Source organism: Streptomyces pacificus (assembly GCF_011766325.1).
Lineage (GTDB): Bacteria > Actinomycetota > Actinomycetes > Streptomycetales > Streptomycetaceae > Streptomyces > Streptomyces pacificus.
The window spans coordinates 95105-112719 of sequence record NZ_BLLG01000005.1; the positions used below are offsets into that span (position 1 = coordinate 95105).

A 17615-nucleotide genomic window follows, 5' to 3' on the forward strand; every position below is an offset into this window, starting at 1 on the left:
GGCAGGAAACGCGGGCGTCGGATGAGGGGGATGAGACGGATGAGAGGGATGCGCCGGGCAAGCCGGCTGGGTCTGCTGGTACGTCCTGGTGGTGTCATCTGGTGCTCCTTGCTGTACCTGTACTGCTCCTCGTGCTTCGGCTCGTCGTGTTACGTGTCCCTTCGGTACGGCCCTTCGTGTCACGGCTCCCTTCGGTACGGCCCTTCGCGCCGCGGCTCCCTTCGGTACGGCTCTTCCTGTCACCACCCCGCGCGGCAGGGCTCTTCGCGTCACCGCCCGTCCTGCCGGCGCTCCCCGCGGCACGGCCTCGGCGCGGCAGGTAGACGAGCGCCTCCGTACCGGCGAAACGCAGCACGAACGTCGTCAGCAGCGCGAGTGTGGTGGCGGGCAGCACGGCCAGCTGGAAATGCCCGACGAGCAGGGCTATCAGCGGGATCCGCAGGCCCAGGTCCGCGTTGGCGAGCAGGGCGAAGCGGCCCACCCGGTCCGCCCAGTGGCGGTGGTGGCGGCGGTCGCGGAACAGCAGCAGCTCGATGAGGACGAAGTTCCACAGCACACCGGCCTGGTTGGCGATGATCTCGGCCGGCAGGTAGTGCAGCCCGGCGGTCACCAGCGCGTGCAGCGCGAGCAGGTTGGGGACGAAGCCGGTGAGCCCGATCAGCCCGAAGGCGGCCATCCGCGCGAAGGGGGAGGCGGTCCGCAGCGCGACCAGGTGCTGCAGGAAGCGCAGGCCCTCCCTGGCCGTCGACTTGGACTCGCCGGCGAACCGGTCCTGGAAGACGAACGGTACTTCGGCGGCCTCCTCGGGGCGGCAGCGTACGGCCAGCTCCAGCAGGATCTTGTAGCCGAGCGGCTCCAGCGCCTCCGCGGCCACGGCCGAGCGGCGGATGGCGAAGAAGCCGCTCATGGGGTCGCTGATGCCGCGCAGGGTGCGGGGGAAGAGCCCCTTGGCGAGCCAGGTCGCCCCGCGGGAGACGGCCACCCGGTAGCCGCCCGCGAGCCCCGCGCGGCTTCCGCCCGGCAGATAGCGGCTGGCGACGACGAGGTCGGCGGACTCCTCCTCGCCGGTGGCGACGAGTTCGGGGATGAGGGACGGCGGATGCTGCAGGTCGGCGTCCATGACCACGATCCATCCTGACCCGGCGGCCTTCATCCCCTCCACGACCGCGCCGCCGAGCCCGCCGTCGGGGGTGTCCCGGTGGATGACGGTGACGGGGAAGGGGCAGTCCTTCGCGCTCTCGGCGATCACGGCCGGGGTGTCGTCCAAGGAGTCGTCGACGAACACCACCTCGCAGGGCAGCCGCTTCGGCACCGCGTCGGTGAGCCGGCGCAGCAGTTCGGGTATGTTCGCGGCCTCGTCGAAGGTCGGGATCACGACGGTGACGGCCGCCGGTTCGGCGACGCCCGCCGTCTCGCCGAGCGTGTCCTCCAGCGCTCCGGGGCTGAGCCCCGGCCCGTCGGCCGAGGGCCTGTGATGGCTCGTCATGTGCGCTCAGCTCCCCCGATTTCGCGGATCTCGATACGGTCCTCGCCCGCGCCGAACACGGCGACCGGCGCGGAGTTCTCCAGCGCGGCGCGGACCGTGGGCAGGTCGCGGGCGTCGCGGCGGACCGTCGGCGAGGCGACCACATAGTGAAGGTCCCGCCAGCCGCGCGGCATGGTCTTCGCCACCGCGGGGTCGAGGTCGGCCTTGTAGAACCAGATGGCCCCGAGCCCAGGCCGGTACCCGGCGTGCACCAGGTCGAGCCAGAGGGCGTCGTCGACGAGCACCCGGGTGCGGGCGGGTTCGGGCACCTCGGTGCTCAGCCATGCGGCGGCGGCCCGGTACGGGGCGTTGGCGTCGGCCGTCATCGCGGTGCGGTCCCCCTCGTACCAGCGAGGCAGGACGTACCCGGCCGCGGCGAGCGCGAGCACGACGGCAGCCGACCGCCGGGCGAGGACGAGCGGACGCGCCTCGCCGGGGCGGCGCAGCCGGTTCAGCACCGCGTGCCCGGCGCTCGCGGCCCCGCCGGCCAGCACCAGGGCCAGGAACGGCAGCGCCTGGATGACGTACATCGCCGGCAGATAGCCGGACGGGCGCAGGGCCACGACCGCGAGGACGGCCACGGCGAGGGCGGGCCCGGCGAGCGCCCGCGCGGTCACCGACCAGCGCGGTGTCAGCAGCAGCAGCGCGGCGCAGGCGAGTCCGCCGACCGGCAGCACCCGGTCGTAGTAGAGCCAGGACCGCAGCACACCGTTCGAGCCGGTGCCCTCCCCGAGGACGAACCCGGAGCCGGGCCGGCTCATCTGGTACGTGATGCCCTCCCACAGCGACACATGCCCCTCGCCCGGCAGCAGTTCGCCCTTGAGGAGCGCGAACAGCGGGTACGAGAAGCCGATCAGCGCGCAGGCGGCGACGGCGCCGGTGACCGCGAACTTGCGGGTGTCCCGGTGGCTGAAGCGCCACATCGTCACCAGCAGTGCGGGCAGGACGACCAGCATGGTCTCCTTGGTGAGCACCGCGGTGGCGGCGGCGATCCCGGCTCCGAAATGGTGCCAGAGATGGCGCCTGGGCGAGGCCGCGAGGCAGAACGCCAGCAGGATCCACATCACGGCGAGGTTGTCGAGGAAGATCTCCCGCTGCAGGACCACGGACAGCGGTGACAGTCCGAAGAGGGCCATGGCGAGCCCGGCGGCCCAGCGCGGCAGCCACAGCCGGCGCGCCAGGACGTAGAGGAGCACCGCGCTCACCGCGCTGACCAGCAGCATCGCCGTGCGCATCGTGGCCACCGTCATCGCGTCGGGCGCGATCAGCGAGGGGATCCAGGTCAGGCCGGCGAGCTGGATCCAGCCGAGCGGGGGGTGGTCGTACCAGTAGGTGTAGTGGGCGAGGCCGTGGCCCTGCTGGACGGCCCATGCCTGGGCGAGGTAGGTGCCCTCGTCGTCGCTGAGGGTGGGGAACTGCCCGATGTTCCAGCCCTGCACCACCAGGATGGCGGTCAGCAGCGCGCCGCACAGCAGCAGATCGGGCCGGGAGGACCGGAAGCGGACGTCGGGCCGGGCGGCCGGCCCCCTTCGGGGGTCGGCGGAGCGGGCGGCCGCCGGGACCGGCGCCGCCGTGAGGGTCGAGGTCACGCGGGGACGTCCTCTCGGGTGAGGTGCGCGCCGACATGGCTGGTCAGCTCCCACTCGTTGCGGCCGCGCTGCTCGCGCCAGACGGCCCGGACGGCCGCGCCCGCGAGGAGCACCTGGTAGAAGGGGCCGCCGGCGATGAGCTTGAGGTAGTGCGGGAGGCGGACCCGCAGCCCGTACTGGGTCCCGAAGTCGTGCAGTCCGACGATCTCGAAGACGAAGGTCATGATGGCCGTGACCAGCGGCAGGAAGCTGAGGAAGGCGACGCCGACGGGTACGTCGAGCAGCAGCGCGGCTGCGGCGTTGACGGGGATGACCACGCCGGTGAACGCCTGCATGAACGGGGTCATCAGCGTGTAGCGGGCGAGCATCCGCTGCCCGAACGTGGGCAGTTCCCGCCAGTCCCGCTTCCGGTACACCTGCAGGAAGCCCTGGTTCCAGCGGGTGCGCTGCTTCAGCAGCGACATCAGCGTGCCGGGGGTCTCCTCGCGGGTGACCATGTCGGCGTCGTAGGCGACGACGACCTTCCGGCCCCGGCTCGACAGGCGGACCCCGAGATCGCAGTCCTCGGCCAGGCAGTCCTGGTCCCAGCCGCCCGCCTCGCGCAGCACGGCGGTGCGGACGAAGACGGTGTTGCCGCCGAGGGGGATGAAGCCCTTGGCGGCGTGGAGGTGGAGGCGCGAGCGGAACCAGAAGAAGTACTCCAGGCAGTTGCGCAGCGCGTACCAGGAGGAGTGGAAGTTGATCAGCTGGACGCCGCCCTGGACGACGTCGGCGCCGGTGGCGGTGAAGGCGTGGTCGACATGGGCCAGGAGTTCCGGGTGCACCTGGTCCTCGGCGTCGAAGACCCCGACGACGTCCCCGCGGCAGTGCGGGAGGGCCGTGTTGAGCGCCTTCGGCTTGTTCTTGGTCTCATGGGTGTCGACGACGACCCGCACCCGGCCGCCCGGAGCGCGGGACGCGGCCCGGGACGCGACGTCCGCGGTCTCCGGGTCGTCGTGCCCGACGATGACGATGATCTCGAAGTCCCGGTGGCCGGACTCCAGCAGCCTGTCGATCGTGTGCTCGAGCACCAGCTGTTCGTGCCGGGCGGGAAGCAGCAGGGAGAACGACAGCCGCTCCCCGCCCGCCGGGCTCTCGAAGCGGGTCGACGCGAGCGTCTCCGGCGTGCGCCACGCGTGCATCTGCCACCAGAGCGTGAACGCCGCCATCCAGAAGAGCGCCAAGGAGATGGCGCCGATGAGCAAGGACATGAGCAATGTGCCCCCCAACGACAGGGGCGACCGCCGCGGCGGGCCCCCTTGCCCACCGCGCTGCTCCCCCCTGGAACCCCCCTGTGCGGGCAGGCGGAACCGCGGTACGGACCCGCCGCACGCACAGCTGCCGTGTCAGCGCTGAAGAGAATAGGAGGATTATGTGACCGACGTAGGCCTCTTTCGATGAATGGCGCGTTTCGGGCAGGTCGCCGAAAACCCTCCCCTGGCAGTCACGCCCGGGGAGTCAGCTCCTCACGCAGCGCGTCCACTTCGGTGACGGGGGCGGCACAGGCAAAACGCCGGCAGACATAGGCCGCCGGCTTCCCGTCGACGAGCGGGCGGTCACCGAGCAGCGGAAACTCACCGCCGTCCGGACCTCCGGCGGCGACCACCGCGCCCGGCGCGGTCCCCAGCAGCGCGGCCCTGTGCAGCCTCCGCATCCCGGCCTCCCCGGGCGCACCGACGACCGCCACCTCCCGCGGCCCGTCGAGCAGCGCCTCGGCGACGGCGAGCCCCCAGCCCATGAACCGGGGGGCACGCGGACCGAGCGCCCGCACCACGCCCAACGCCCGCTCCGCCGCGACGCGGTGCACCTGGGAGCCGGTCTGCGCGGCATACGAGAGCAGCGCCCCCGCGGCGGCCGTCCAACCGGCGGGAGCGGCGTTGTCCGTAGGGTCCTGCGGCCGCCGGATCAGGGGCTCGGCGTCCTGGGCCGTGTCGTACAACTGCCCCTCGGAACCGGTGAACCGCTCCAGGACGCCATCCAGCAGAAGACCGGCGAAATCCAGCCATGCGCCCTCGCCGCTGACGGAGGCCAGGGCGAGGAAGCCCTCGGCGACATCGGCGTAGTCCTCCAGCACTCCGGCGTGCGCGCCGGCGCGGCCGTCCCTGGAGGTACGGGCCAGCCGGGCGCCGTCGTCCATGTGGAGCCGGACGAGCAGATCGGCGGCCTCCGTGGCGCGCTCGAGCAGGTCCGGCCGGTCGAAGTACCCGCCCACCTCAGCCAGGGCGGCGATCGCCAGACCGTTCCACGCTGCGACGATCTTGTCGTCGCGGCCCGGACGCGGGCGCCCCTCCCGCGCGGCCAGCAGACGCCCGCGCACGGACGCGACCCTCCCGGCGTCCCCGGCGTCCCCGGCGTCCCCGGCGTCCCCGGCGTCCGCGGAGCTCGCACCCCCGGCACCCCCGGCGTCCCCGGCGTCCGCGGAGCTCGCACCCCCGGCACCCCCGGCACCCCCGGCGTCCCCGGCGTCCCCGGCGGCCTGCAGCAATCGGAGCACGGAGGACCCGTGCTCGAACGTGCCCTCCTCGGTCACGCCGAAGTACCGCATGGCGAACTCCGCGTCGTCCTCGCCCAGCACCTCCCTCAGCCCGCCGGGCGTCCAGACGTAGTACGCGCCCTCGGCGTGCCCCCCTGAACCGCCGGGCAGCGGGCTGTCGGCGTCGAGTGCGGAGGCGAAACCGCCCTCCGGGGTCCTCAGCTCCCGGACCATGAAGTCGGCGGTCTCCAGGGCGACCCGGCGGGCAAGGTCACTGCCGGTGAGCCGCCACAGATGGGCGTACACCCGGCAGAGCAGGGCGTTGTCGTAGAGCATCTTCTCGAAGTGGGGCACCAGGGGCGCACCGGGCGCCGGCGTGAGTACGTAGCGGTGGAACCCCCCGCCCACCTGGTCGTACAGGCTCGAACGGGCCATCGCCCCGCACAGCCCCTCCGCCATCTCCCGCGCCGCCACGGAACCGGTCCGCGCATGGTGGCGCAGCAGGAACTCGATCACCATCGACGGCGGGAACTTGGTGTCTCCCTTGAACCAGCCGCTCGCGGGGTCGATGTCCCGGGTCAGCTGGAGGAGGGCCAGGGCCTGGGTCTCCTCGGTCGGCGTCCCGCTCCCGGCGTCCCCGGTGCTCAGCTCCCGCCCGGCGAGGTCCCGAGTGATCCTCCCCGCGACTTCGCCCACCTCGTCGCGCCGGCTCGTCCACGCGCTGCGGACGCCTTCGAGCACCTGCCGGAAGGACGGCATCCCGTGGCGGGGCTCCGGCGGGAAGTAGGTGCCGAAGTAGAACGGCTCCCCGTCCGGCGTCATGAAGACGGACATCGGCCAGCCGCCCTGCCCGGTGGCGGCCTGCACGGCCTCCATATAGACGGCGTCCACGTCGGGCCGCTCCTCGCGGTCCACCTTGACGGACACGAAGTGCTCGTTCAGGTAGGCGGCGGTGCCGTCGTCCTCGAAGGACTCGTGCGCCATGACATGACACCAGTGGCAGGCGCTGTAGCCGACGCTCAGGAACACGGGGACATCGCGCCGCCGGGCCTCTTCGAACGCCTCCTGCCGCCAGGGCCACCAGTCCACCGGATTGGAGGCGTGCTGGAGGAGATAGGGCGACTGGGAGCTCGCCAGTCGATTCATGGCTCCATCCTTGCACGACGAGGACCGGGCAGGCGTGGTCACGCGGGCACGAAAGCACGGCCGCCACGGACCGCCGTACGGGTGCAATCGGTCGGCCAGGAGGCCCCGACGGCCCGCGTTCCGGCCCCGTGGGGCCGGCCTGAACTCCGGCCGCGACGACCGGTCGAGGCTCCGCGGAAGCCATCTGCCGACCCGGTCGCCGGCATGCTGAAGGGCACGGCGAGGTCACACTGACCGACTCATGCACCCAGGACTCCGCAGCGCCCGATCCGTCCGGGGAAGCCCGCACAGGCTCCGTCGGAACGGGCGTCCCGAGACGACAAGGCCCCAACGCTTCCCCCTCAAGTCGACGGGCCTCCATCGCAATCCGTCCGCAGGAGGGTCATGACTCTCGCCATGGCGGTCAGGTTCCCCAACGCCCCAGGGGCGAGTGAAGGGAGCAGCGGGATCGTGCGAGTCCATGCGTCGGATTGCAGGAGCCCCAGCGCGATGTCTCGGGCCGTCTCCTCGGCGGGGGGACTGTCTTGGTCGACGGATCGGGCGAGTGCCATGCAGGTCCGGATCACCCGGTCGTGGGCACCGCTGTCCGCGGCCGGCGCCACTTGGGCGCCCGCCAGGTGCGCGGCGGCGGTACCGAGCGCCGTCGCCCGGTCGTCCGGCGTCGGCGCTGCGTCGGCGTGCCGCCACACGGCAGCGGTGTCGCCGTTCACCGCTGCCAGGAGCGCCAGTTCCGTAGCGGGCCGTGGTCCCGGCTGACGGGCACGCCGCCATCTGCCGACCGCACTTTCGGCGGCGTTCACGGCTTCGTCCGGAAGACAACGGAGTCGTTCCAGCAGGGCGAGGACGGCCATCGATCGTTCCGGCGCAGCCATGGAGGGGGCGGCCACACGCAGCACGGCCCGGCCGAGCGTGGCTCTCAGCCGGGGGGCCGGGTTCCGGACGTCAGGAAAGGCAAGGAGCAGCGCCGCCAGCTCGGGCAGCGGGACGCGTGGGGTGCCGGTCTCCATCCGCCGGGCGAGTACCTCCACCAGCGGCTCGGCAACGCGTTCCGCTGCCTCCGAGCAGTGTCGTACGAGACCGGCGGCGACGGCCGTCAGTGCCTGCAGCCGTTGCGCGGTGTCTCCCGTCACCATCGCCGTGGCCGCGGCCTCGTCCCCGGCGTGGGCGAGGGCTTGGGCCACGACGTTGGTCAGATCGGGGGTGGCTGCGGTGGGCAGCAGCCGGACCGCCGCCCGGGCGTGACGGATGCCCGGGTCGTCGTGTCCGGCGAGGGAGCAGCCGAGCGAGAGGGCCGCCAGGTGCCACACACGGGCATGTGTTCCGGGCAGGTGCCGCACGAGCGCTTCGGCCTCGTCCGATGCGCCTGCCATGCCCATGGCGTGGCAGAGTTCCGCAGTCCAGCCTTCAGGGAGATACGGGGTGCTCGCGGGCTGTGCCGCAGGTCGGCTCCGCAGGGCCGCCTCCAGAAGTTCCCGGCCGCGGAGGAGACGTCCCTGACCCACCTCGTCGTCCACTTCCAGAAGCAGGGGGAGAAGAGGCTGCTCCGGACGGTCGGGGTACAGGCCATCGCCGGGGCGCAGAAGACCGGCCGATCGCCGGTGCGGGTCGGGGAGGCGGGACGGGGAGGAAGCACGCGTGTCCTCGTGTTCTGTTTGTGTGGGCTGTGGTGCCCTGGTGGCTTGTGCGCCGCGGGACATCCGCGCTTCGTTGAGCGCCGCCCGCTCTGCGTCGGCTTTCCTGCGCTTCGCCCTGCGCTCCGTCACACTCTTCTCGGCAGCCTCCTGCGCTGCCTCGCGGGCCCGTCGCGCCCTCTCGTTCCCAGCTGCGTCAAGCATCGATTGCGCCCGCTCCAGCAGGAGGTCTCCGAGAATCCCAACGCGCTGGTCTTCCGGTACTGCCTCCATCTGGCGTCTGACGCCGTCTTGGTCGCCCATCGCCTTCATGGCCACGGTGGCCTCGGCCAGGCGCTCCAGTGTCCCGGCGAGTTCGCGACGCAGGTGGGCGCTGTCGGCTTCGGTCAAGGCATCGGACGGGGATTCGGAGTCGCTCAGTGTCTGGATCGCCCGATGCGTCCAGGCTAGGGCCCTGCGCAACTGGTCAGCCGCTCGGCGGTGTCGCTTCGCAGGAAGAGCGACGAGCACCGACGCCGCAGTGGCCAGGACGTCGACCGCTCCCAGTCCTTCCGTGTCGCCGAGTTCCTCGCAGACGGCCTCGACGCGATCACCGGCGTACGGGCCAAGGTCGGGCGCCACCTGCGCCAACGCTCCGTAGAGTTCCACTGCCGCAGTCCGGGCGCGCAGGTCTCCTGCGCTGAGCTTCTCCGCCCGGGAGTGCAGCGTCACGACGGCATCCAGCTTTCCTGCCGCCTCGGTGATCGCCGCCGTCCCGGCCGCCGGGTCCTGAAGCACCGCGCGGAATACGGGCCGGGCGGCGCCGGGACCGCTCAGCCTGGCGAGCGTCCCGGCGGCGCAGAGGAGTCGTACGTACGGCTCTGGTTCTCGAAAGGGACCGGGAAAGCCCTGATGCGCACGGTCCCGGGCCAGCCACTCCGCCGCCTCCCGCACGAGGGCGTCGACATTCGGGTGGGTCCGTCCCGCGGAGGGCTGCCCCGCGTACGCCAGTTCCACCGCCGCATCCGCCAGATGTACGGCCCTGTCGACGGCCGTGGGCGCGGAGCGGGCCAGGCCGCGTGCGCGCTCCCCGTCCCCGAGCCTGGCGTAAAGAGCCGGGGCTCCGTCGGGCACATACGTGTCGTGCGCCTGGCGCAGCAGGGACCGCGCACCGTAGAGGGAGATGAGTGTCGCCAGACGGTCGGCGGACGTGGCATCCACCGCCGCGCCGATCTCCTTCTCGAAGTCGTCCAGTTGGGCGAGCGGGATGTCCGGACCCGCCGTGCGGGCGAGCCGATGCAAGCGGAGCAAGTCGAGGACGTACGAGGCGCGTTCTGCGGTACCGGTCAGCAGGCGGAGCTGATGTGCCAGGGGATATGGGGGAGTGTCGTCCGGCCAGCCGGCCGCGCACCACCTCCGCGACCAGAGCAGCAGTTCCTCGGTGTACTGCAGGACCGCTGCCCCTCCCACGTCCTCGCGCACTGCCTGAACGAGACGTGAGTCCGCCAAGGCGTACGTGCCGAGCACCGGATCCTCGGTCACGAGGGCGCGCCCCGTCGGGCCCTGTACCAGGTGGTCGAGGTGGTCCGCGGAGAGCCCGGTGAGCTCCGCCAGGTCCGAGATCCGCAGGCCACCGTCCGCCACGGCCAGTAGCCCCGCGACCGGTTCGCCCAGCGCGGTGGCGTCGGGCTGCGGCTGCCGGAGCCTCGGTACCCCAGCGATGGGCAGGAGCGTTCGCAGATGACGGCTCTGACGCAGTGGATGCCGCTTCTCGGGAACGTCGCGGGGAAGGGGGGCGCAGCGGCGGAGAGAGACGATGATGCGCATGTTGGGTGGTGGGAGGGAGGGCAGAAGCGCGGCGATGCTCTCGTGAGCGGATCTCCGTACGACTCTGCCCGGGCCTTCGAGTTCGTCACCGGAGCGGGCCCTGGGCTTCGGAACCCCGCTCTTGTCTGCCCGGCTCAGCCCGGCTAAGTCGCCCGACCAGGCCACGTCGTCGTCGAGTCCGTCGACCACGAGCAGGAGGTTCCGTCCGTGCTTCGCGCTCTTCTCGGCGGCTTTGGCAAAAAGTGCGTTCCACGCCCGGGTGCCCTTGGGCACCGGGGTCCCGGGCCCGCCGAGAAGACAATCGATCTGGCCGGCGATCTCGTTCTCGAACTCGTCTCGTGTATCGGCGCCATGGGCCGCGGAGACGAAGAAGGTCAGGATGTCACAACGGATCGAGGGCCTCTGACGGACGTAACCGGCGAGCAGTGTCGTCTTGCCCACGGGTCCATCGGCGTGCCAGCACAGGTAGGACGGTGCCCCGGGACGGGAGTCCTGGGCAAACGCCTTCATCTCCGTTCGCTCGTTCGCGCGCATGCGGACCTCGGCCGCGGAAACATCGGGGGCCGAACCATGCAGCCCGATGAAGCGGAGGCCGTGGTCTGCCCGCCGCCGGTTCACGGAGATCTGCCCGCGCTGCGCGCTCCTTGCCTCCTCCTTCGCCGCCCGCACGGCGGCTTCCCACTCTGCGTCCGAGTACGTCGGAGTGATGTGCCCGCTCCGCAACCTGGCCATTGCGGCCAGGAAGGCACCCAATCGATCCGGCGAGGGCACCGTCTTCCCCTCGATCCAGCATTGCAGCGTCGAGCGAGAGACACCCAACTCCTGGGCCACGCCACCATAGGTGAGCCGCTCAGAGGACCACACCTCCTGCAGCATTCTGCGCAGCTCGTTCCTCGCGCGTCTGGCTGAACCCTCCACCGGCCCGCTCCCGTCGGTGTTCGCTGCGCGGAAAAGGCGGCTGCCGCCGTACGATTTCAGGCATTCGACCTGCGGAAACCGTGGTGCGATGGTCGGCGCAACTTCTCGGCACAAGGCCGCCGTCGTCAGTCTGGAGCCTCACGCCAGCAGCCGTAACCGGCTCCCGACAGAAGGACGTACCGTGTCACACTTCCCCGAACTCCTTTTCTACACGCTGCTCTTGAGCGGAACAGCCGGTCTACTCTATGGGGTCGCCCTGCTCGCCGTGACCCTCGTCTCCGTCCTCGCCTCCGCACAGGATCGCCGCAAGGACGCGCGGACGACGCTCGGCATCCTGGTGCGTCGGCGACCGCGTTGAGGGCAGGGAAGGCATCCGATGCCGCGCGCCGGCGCTTGCGACACGCCCTGATCACATGAAAACGAGCGCGTGGCTTTGAGCGGGAACTCGGGTGTTTGAAGTGCACTTCATTGGAGCACTGCTTCACCAGCATGGATGACCTGAAATCATCTATCAGGAACGGAAGTTGCCTGAGAGAATCCTGTCTGCTGCCCCCGCTCAAGCCACGTCGAAGCCTGCAGCTCGGCGGTCGCAGAGCTGCAGGCACCAAGACGGAAGGAGCGGCATGGGAGAGGCAGCACGCAAGTGGCTGGGGCGCCGGAAGGAGGGGCTCTACCTCATCATGGTGGCCGGAGTGGTCAGCGCGGTCACGGCCGAGGCAGATGACCGTTCTCGCCGCAGAGTAGGCGTCGGGAACGGCCGGGCCCAGCAGTGACTGGTCCCGTCCCGCGCGCACGGGATGGGAACCACTCGCATCTCACCGGTCTCCCGATGAGGCACTGTCAGGGCGCTTAGAGATCGGAAGTTCCTGAGTTGATCCCTCTGCGCAGACGCCGCCCGGCCAGGTAATCAAGTGTTTGAACCAGCGAGGACCGTCAAGGCCGGCGAAGCGTTTCCCGCTCGTCGCGGGGGTGGCCCGTCGGGAGCCTGCAGAGCCCTGGAATGGGCTTTCCCCGCGTGGGCGGGGGCGTCCTGCACTTCCGGTCTCCACTGACCAGCCCGGAGTGCGCCTCGATGCGGGGACACAGACCTCGTCCGAGCCGCCACCTGTCGGTTTCCCGGCTATTGAACAGAAGGAGGTGGCACGGACTTGCCCGAGACCCGACCACCGGTTCCCGCTGGACAGCGCGCCAGCTGGGACCCTCGCTTGCAGCCGTGCATCCCCGCCGTCGGCCTCGACGGGGCGACCGCGCACCACTCCCTGAGCGCGGTCTTCAACCGGGCCGACGAGCTGACCGCCCTCGACTGCGCCTCGCCGGGCGAGACAGTCGCCGTCATCGAGTATTTGTTGGCCATCTGCTTCGCCTCCGGTACCTGTCCATCCTCCGACGAGGACTGGAATGCCTGGATCCTTGGTGAAAGGCCCGTCGCACCGGCCGCCGAGTGGCTGCTGAAGCAACCAGCGGACTCCTGGGACCTGTTCCATCCCACGCATCCCCTGGTCCAGAATTCCGACCTGTCGAAGGATCTCCGCAAGAGCGGCACCGGAACCGCTCAGCTGATCATCGAGCACTCCGGTGACTACAATCAGCACTTCGACCACCATCATCTCGAACGCGACAACCCTCTCCCGGCGGCGGACGCGTTCCGCGCCACCCTTACACAGCACGTCTACGGCCCTTACGGACGGGCACGCATGTCCGGGGGCGAGCTCGGCGCCAGGGTCACCAATCTCGCGGCGGGCCGTCTGACGGGCAGGATCCGGGTCGTCGCCCTGGGGAAGACGCTCGGTGAGACGCTGCGCCTGAACCTCTATCCGCCCGACGGACCGGGGCAGCCGCTCAACACCTCCTGGACCACGTCCGTCCTCGAGCAGCGCAGGTTCGAAGAGAAACGGAAGCCCCGGGCACCGCGGAGCTCTGCGGACCTGCACAGCGCCCTGGGGCGTTCCGTGCTGCTGCGTCCAGCACGCGGCCCACACGGGCAGATCACGGTCGACCGGGTCCTCATCGGCGCCGGTGAGGTGCTGGATCTCGACCCGGCGCGTCATCTTCAGGACGCCGTGTACAGCACGACGACGAACGGCGTGTCCAAGCCCCTGTGGCCCTCGCCCAGCCGGGCCCTCTGGCAACAGGCCCATGCTCTGTACGGCGCCGTCAACGACGGCCGGGGCGGGATGTACGCGCGGCTGCGGTCCCTTCTCCCGTACCGGCGACCGGTGCCGGAGGGGCCGGCCGCGGAAACGCAGCAGGGTGCCCCGTACCATCTCTGGGCTGTCGGCCTCCTGGCCAACAAGACGCTCCCCGTCATCTGGACCCACGGCGCCTACCCCTATGCCCCGGGCATGGCCGCGCACCTCTACCGCGCGTCCCGATGCGGCTCCGACATCGCCGAATACCTGGCCCAGACCCTCAAGAACGCGGCGATCGTGGCCGCGGAGACCGCGTTCCCCGCCATGAGGGCCGCGGACGAGGTCGGTCAAGTGACACGTCTCGATGCCAGGTACGGCTTCTGGCCCGCAGCCGAGGACCCCTTCCTCGAACTGCTGGACGAGGTGGTCGACCAGGGGTTCGAGGACGACGACCCGGTGTCCGCTCCCTTGGTGGCCTACGCGCTGCAGTTGATCATCACGGCTCGCACCCGGTTGCTTCAGCTCCTCGACACCCTGCCACCCGGCGACCGCTACAACCGAGCGCGGGCCCGGGCCGTACGGCTTTTCGAGGAGGCTGTGTCCGGCGACCGGGCCCCGGCCGAACTCCGAGGGGAGACAGCACTTGACTGAACAGGATCCGTCGGCCGGTACGGGGGCGCCCGGCTTCCCGCACGACAGCGCGGCAATCACCACTTGGCTCACCGCCCTGGTCCGCAACCGCGAGTACGGGACGCTCGCCGAACTCCGCCGGTCCCGGGTTCGCACCAACGCGCACATCCGCGCGGGCTGGTATGGAGGCGACGACCACCGCGACCTCTTCGAGCGGGTGGCCTTCCTCTTCGCGATCTACCACCAAGGGCGCCCCACACCCTCCTACGGCCACGGCAGTCTCGGTGCCGCAGCCCGCAGAATCGGGGACGGGACCGGGCGCGGGCCGGACAATCCCGGCGCCCAGAGGCTTCTGGACCGTGTCGTCGCGAGCCGACACGTTCCCTGGCGGCACCTCCAGCACGCGATCACTCGGCTCCGTTCCTGCGAACAGCCCCCACCGTCCTGGACCATCCTGACCGACGACCTCATCCGGTGGAACGACCGCAAGGCTCGCATCGCCTACGAGTGGTCGGTCCATTTCCACACCCCTCCGGGAACAGCCGGGAAGCGCGGAACGAACCCGTGACATGAGCGACTCCTCCACCAGCGATTCCACCGACGACTCGAAGGGACACCACCTCGTGACCGAGCCACCCCGGAGCCAGTTCCTCTCCCTGCACCTCATCGAGACACTTGCCGCCGTCCTTCCGGTACGCGACGAGAACGGGCAGCCCAAGTCTCTGGTCTTCGGCGGTGTGGAACGCCACATGATCACGAGCCAGGCCCGCAGGCGCGCCGAGCGGGTCCACGCCCGCAACCGGGCCAACGCCGGTTCAGGGGAGCTCAAGGGACGAAGCATGGGCGTCCGTACCCGGGAATGGGCCCTTGTGGCCGGCCGTGAACTCGAGTCCGCCCATGGCTGGGACCGGGAGAGGGCGCTGGTCACGGCCCGCGCGGTGATGGAAGCCAGCGGTCTCAAATTCGGCGATCCGAAGAAGAAGACCGTGGCCAATCTGACAAAGGTGCTCATCTTCGCGCCGTCCGACGCGGGAGCGAAGATCGCGCGCCACATCGTCGACCGGTCGGTAGAGGTCGAAGAGTGGCGCGACGCCTATCTCGAAGCCCAAGCTCGTATCGAGGCGACGAAGAAGACACGTCGCGGAGCGAGGAACAAGAACAAGGCAGAACCGGAGGTGGAGGAGACCCCGGCGGAAGCCGCCAGGGCCGTCGCCCTGCCGCCGCTGCCCAAGGCCACCCGCGACGCCGTTCTGTTGGCCCTCGCCCCCCGGGACGCCGTGGACATCGCTCTCTACGGTCGGTTCCTCGCCGAGATCCCCGACTCACCCAATGTCGACGGTGCCGTCCAGACGGGACATGCCTTCACGGTGCACGAAGCAGAACAAATCGAAGATTTCTATGCAGCCGCCGATGACGCAAAACTCGATCGCAAACGCAATGCTCTCGATTTCCTCGACGCCGCGGACGACGCTGGCGCGGGTATGACCGGGTACCAGTCCCTGATCTCCGGCACCTTCTACCGACACGCAGTCCTCGACCGTACGCAGCTTCGTGTCAATCTGAGGGTTGCCGGAATGGACGAGGCCGAGGCCGAACAGGTGGCATCCGAGGCTGAGAAGGAGTTCGTGAACTCCTTCGTGGAGGCATTTCCGGAAGCCAAGAAGAACTCCACCGCGTCCACCGGATCACTGCCTGCGCTCGTCCTCGCCTTCGAAGGGGAACGTCCCTACAACTACGCTTCCGCCTTTCAGAGGCCGGTCGACGAGGGGCCCTTGTCGACCGGCGGGGAAGGTCCGGCAGGATCCGCCGCCGTACGCAGACTGCTGCGCCACCACAGCTTCGTCAGCTGCCGTCGCGGAGATCTGCGCACCACGCGGTTGCTCACGTACGACCCCGAGATCGATCTGCTCCTGGGAGAGCTGGAACTGCCGGAGTCGCTGTCCGTGGTGGAGCGGGCCGAGGACCTCACACCGTGAACGGCACGAACGACTCGCACGTCCTCCTCATCCGGTTGGCCGGCCCCCTGCAGTCCTGGGGCATCGACGGCAGGTTCGCCCGTCGCGACACACACAGCCGTCCGACGAAGTCGGGCGTGATCGGTCTGTGCGCCGCGGCCCTCGGGCTGCCCCGGGAAGAACCCCTCGGGGGACTCGCCGAGGTGCGCTTCGGAGTGCGAGCCGACCGGCCCGGCACCCCGCTTCGCGATTACCACACGGTCGGCGGCGGAAAGTATCCGCTGCGTCCGCGTGACCTGATCACCGACCACCGGCGAGCCGCCAAGGCGACCAAGGACTCGTTGCCGACGCCTCCGCAGGACGACGCTCTGGAGCCCGGCCCGTTCGGACGTGCCGAGTTCCATGCGTGGTACGGCTCGCCGAAGTACGTTGTCGCCGACCCGGGGTCAGGGGTGCTCGTCTCCGGAGAGGTCCGCCGCCACAGCCTGATCACAGAGCGCTGGTATCTCACCGACGCCGCCTTCCTCGTCGGGCTGGAGCACCAGGGCAGGACCCTCCTGGAGAGTGTGGCTCACGCCCTGGAGCACCCGAAGAGGCTGCTCTGGCTCGGCCGCAAAGCCTGTCCGCCGTCGGGTGACCTCGCCGTCGGCATCGCCTCGGGCTCGCTCAAGGAGGTCTTCGAGACACATTCCCTACTTCCCGATGCCGTCGGTCCCGAAGCGGAGCCCTCGGCAACCGCGCAGCGCATACGCCCATGGGCCTGGATCGAAAGCAGACGGCCACTCCCCGGCGTCGGCCCCCTGTCCGACCAGCCCGTGCAATTCGGGGGGGACGGAGGGACCCACAGCCTCCGCTGGGAGACCCGCCACCGCATCACCATCGCCGAACACGCCCGTGGATGGGACATCATCCTGTGAATACGAACACCACCGCATCGGACGTTTCGTCCAGCGCGGGCCGGGCCGCTAGGTTCGTCGCCGCGCAGACTCTGTTGTCCTTGGACGCCCGACATCCTTTCGTCGGCAAATCGCTCGTCGACGCACAGGACATGCACCGAACCGTCATGAGCGGCTTCCCTGGCTGGGTGAACGACGGCAGCCCGGACCCCCGTGCCCAGATGGGCATCCTGTCGACCTGGACGGTCGACCTCCGGCAGGCGCAGCTCAACCTGGTGGTCCAGTCGTCGCTCCCCGCCGACTGGAGCGGCGTTCCCCGTGCAGCTCTGGCCGAGAGGCCAGAGCCCCTCACCGTCGACCGGACCTTCCGCTTCGGCGACAGGGTCACCTTCCGCACGGTCGTCAATCCCGTCCGCAGCGTTCCGCCTCCACCGGGCGCTCCGCCGAAGACCCGGGGCACCCGCGTCCCCCACACACGCCCCGAACACGTGAAGGGATGGTTCGTGCGCCGCCTCCAACCGCCCGGCGAACCCGCCGTCGCGCCGGACGGCGTCACCCGCATCGGAGCGGACGCCGACACCGATCGGATCGCCGTACGCATGCTCCCGAACACCTCGAGTCCCGCACCGCACAAGGGCCTACGCATCGCCCGTGCGGAAATCAAAGGCGCCCTCACGGTCACCGACCCCAAGACCTTCGTCGCGGCCCTCGCTCAGGGCATCGGCCACGCGCGCGCGTACAGCTGCGGGCTGATCCTCGTACGCTGAACCACGGGGAGAACGGCACGAACCGGACGGCCGCTCGGTCGGACGGAACGACGTCGCGGAACAGCAGGCCAGGGCGCGACAGCACCGGACCTACCGTGCACTCAGGATTGC

12 protein-coding genes are annotated in these 17615 nt (G+C 70.4%); 7 read left to right on the forward strand and 5 right to left on the reverse strand.

Annotated features, from left to right (window positions below; genetic code table 11):
• Nucleotides 1-94: 94 nt before the first annotated feature.
• From SCWH03_RS10185 to SCWH03_RS10210, 5 genes are all read right to left on the reverse strand, one after another.
• Nucleotides 95-1486, reverse strand: coding sequence for a glycosyltransferase (locus tag SCWH03_RS10185; protein ID WP_254076669.1), 1392 nt, complete (start codon nt 1484-1486; stop codon nt 95-97).
• Complete coding sequence (locus SCWH03_RS10190) at nt 1483-3114, reverse strand: ArnT family glycosyltransferase (RefSeq protein ID WP_173263860.1); 1632 nt, start codon at nt 3112-3114, stop codon at nt 1483-1485. Before SCWH03_RS10190 ends, SCWH03_RS10185 begins: the two co-directional genes overlap by 4 nt.
• A complete protein-coding gene (locus tag SCWH03_RS10195; RefSeq protein ID WP_371872644.1) occupies nt 3111-4364 on the reverse strand; it encodes a glycosyltransferase in 1254 nt (417 codons plus the stop codon). The genes SCWH03_RS10190 and SCWH03_RS10195 overlap by 4 nt, the downstream gene beginning before the upstream one ends.
• Nucleotides 4365-4597: 233 nt before the next feature.
• On the reverse strand, nt 4598-6772 hold the full coding sequence (locus tag SCWH03_RS28920; RefSeq protein WP_254076670.1) for a thioredoxin domain-containing protein: 2175 nt from the start codon (nt 6770-6772) through the stop codon (nt 4598-4600).
• 341 nt (nt 6773-7113) lie between these two features.
• Nucleotides 7114-11085, reverse strand: coding sequence for a helix-turn-helix domain-containing protein (locus SCWH03_RS10210; protein WP_173263862.1), 3972 nt, complete (start codon nt 11083-11085; stop codon nt 7114-7116).
• A gap of 223 nt (nt 11086-11308) precedes the next feature.
• Between SCWH03_RS10210 and SCWH03_RS10215 the strand changes: the two genes are divergently transcribed.
• The 7 genes from SCWH03_RS10215 (at nt 11309) to SCWH03_RS10245 (ending at nt 17504) form a co-directional block, all read left to right on the forward strand.
• A complete protein-coding gene (locus tag SCWH03_RS10215; protein WP_173263863.1) occupies nt 11309-11485 on the forward strand; it encodes a hypothetical protein in 177 nt (58 codons plus the stop codon).
• Between the two features lie 265 nt (nt 11486-11750).
• Nucleotides 11751-11900 (forward strand): hypothetical protein, encoded by a 150-nt coding sequence (locus tag SCWH03_RS10220; protein ID WP_173263864.1) that lies wholly within the window; start codon nt 11751-11753, stop codon nt 11898-11900.
• A gap of 432 nt (nt 11901-12332) precedes the next feature.
• On the forward strand, nt 12333-13907 hold the full coding sequence (locus SCWH03_RS10225) for a type I-E CRISPR-associated protein Cse1/CasA (protein ID WP_254076671.1): 1575 nt from the start codon (nt 12333-12335) through the stop codon (nt 13905-13907).
• Complete coding sequence (casB, locus tag SCWH03_RS10230; protein WP_173263865.1) at nt 13900-14454, forward strand: type I-E CRISPR-associated protein Cse2/CasB; 555 nt, start codon at nt 13900-13902, stop codon at nt 14452-14454. Before SCWH03_RS10225 ends, casB begins: the two co-directional genes overlap by 8 nt.
• 1 nt (nt 14455) lies before the next feature.
• Nucleotides 14456-15862 carry a type I-E CRISPR-associated protein Cas7/Cse4/CasC gene (locus SCWH03_RS10235; RefSeq protein WP_173263866.1) on the forward strand — a complete coding sequence of 469 codons (1407 nt, stop codon included), beginning with the start codon at nt 14456-14458 and terminating at the stop codon, nt 15860-15862.
• Complete coding sequence (gene cas5e, locus SCWH03_RS10240; protein ID WP_173263867.1) at nt 15859-16758, forward strand: type I-E CRISPR-associated protein Cas5/CasD; 900 nt, start codon at nt 15859-15861, stop codon at nt 16756-16758. The genes SCWH03_RS10235 and cas5e overlap by 4 nt, the downstream gene beginning before the upstream one ends.
• A complete protein-coding gene (locus SCWH03_RS10245) occupies nt 16740-17504 on the forward strand; it encodes a type I-E CRISPR-associated protein Cas6/Cse3/CasE (RefSeq protein WP_173263868.1) in 765 nt (254 codons plus the stop codon). Before cas5e ends, SCWH03_RS10245 begins: the two co-directional genes overlap by 19 nt.
• Nucleotides 17505-17615 lie beyond the last annotated feature (111 nt).

Bases quoted from the DNA above. Each gene is read 5' to 3' on its own strand.
- SCWH03_RS10185 (WP_254076669.1), bottom strand. From the start codon at position 1,486: ATGACGAGCCATCACAGGCCCTCGGCCGACGGGCCGGGGCTCAGCCCC.
- SCWH03_RS10195 (WP_371872644.1), bottom strand. From the start codon at position 4,364: ATGTCCTTGCTCATCGGCGCCATCTCCTTGGCGCTCTTCTGGATGGCG.
- SCWH03_RS28920 (WP_254076670.1), bottom strand. From the start codon at position 6,772: ATGAATCGACTGGCGAGCTCCCAGTCGCCCTATCTCCTCCAGCACGCC.
- SCWH03_RS10210 (WP_173263862.1), bottom strand. From the start codon at position 11,085: ATGCTGCAGGAGGTGTGGTCCTCTGAGCGGCTCACCTATGGTGGCGTG.
- SCWH03_RS10220 (WP_173263864.1), top strand. From the start codon at position 11,751: ATGGGAGAGGCAGCACGCAAGTGGCTGGGGCGCCGGAAGGAGGGGCTC.
- SCWH03_RS10235 (WP_173263866.1), top strand. From the start codon at position 14,456: ATGAGCGACTCCTCCACCAGCGATTCCACCGACGACTCGAAGGGACAC.
- SCWH03_RS10245 (WP_173263868.1), top strand. From the start codon at position 16,740: ATGGGACATCATCCTGTGAATACGAACACCACCGCATCGGACGTTTCG.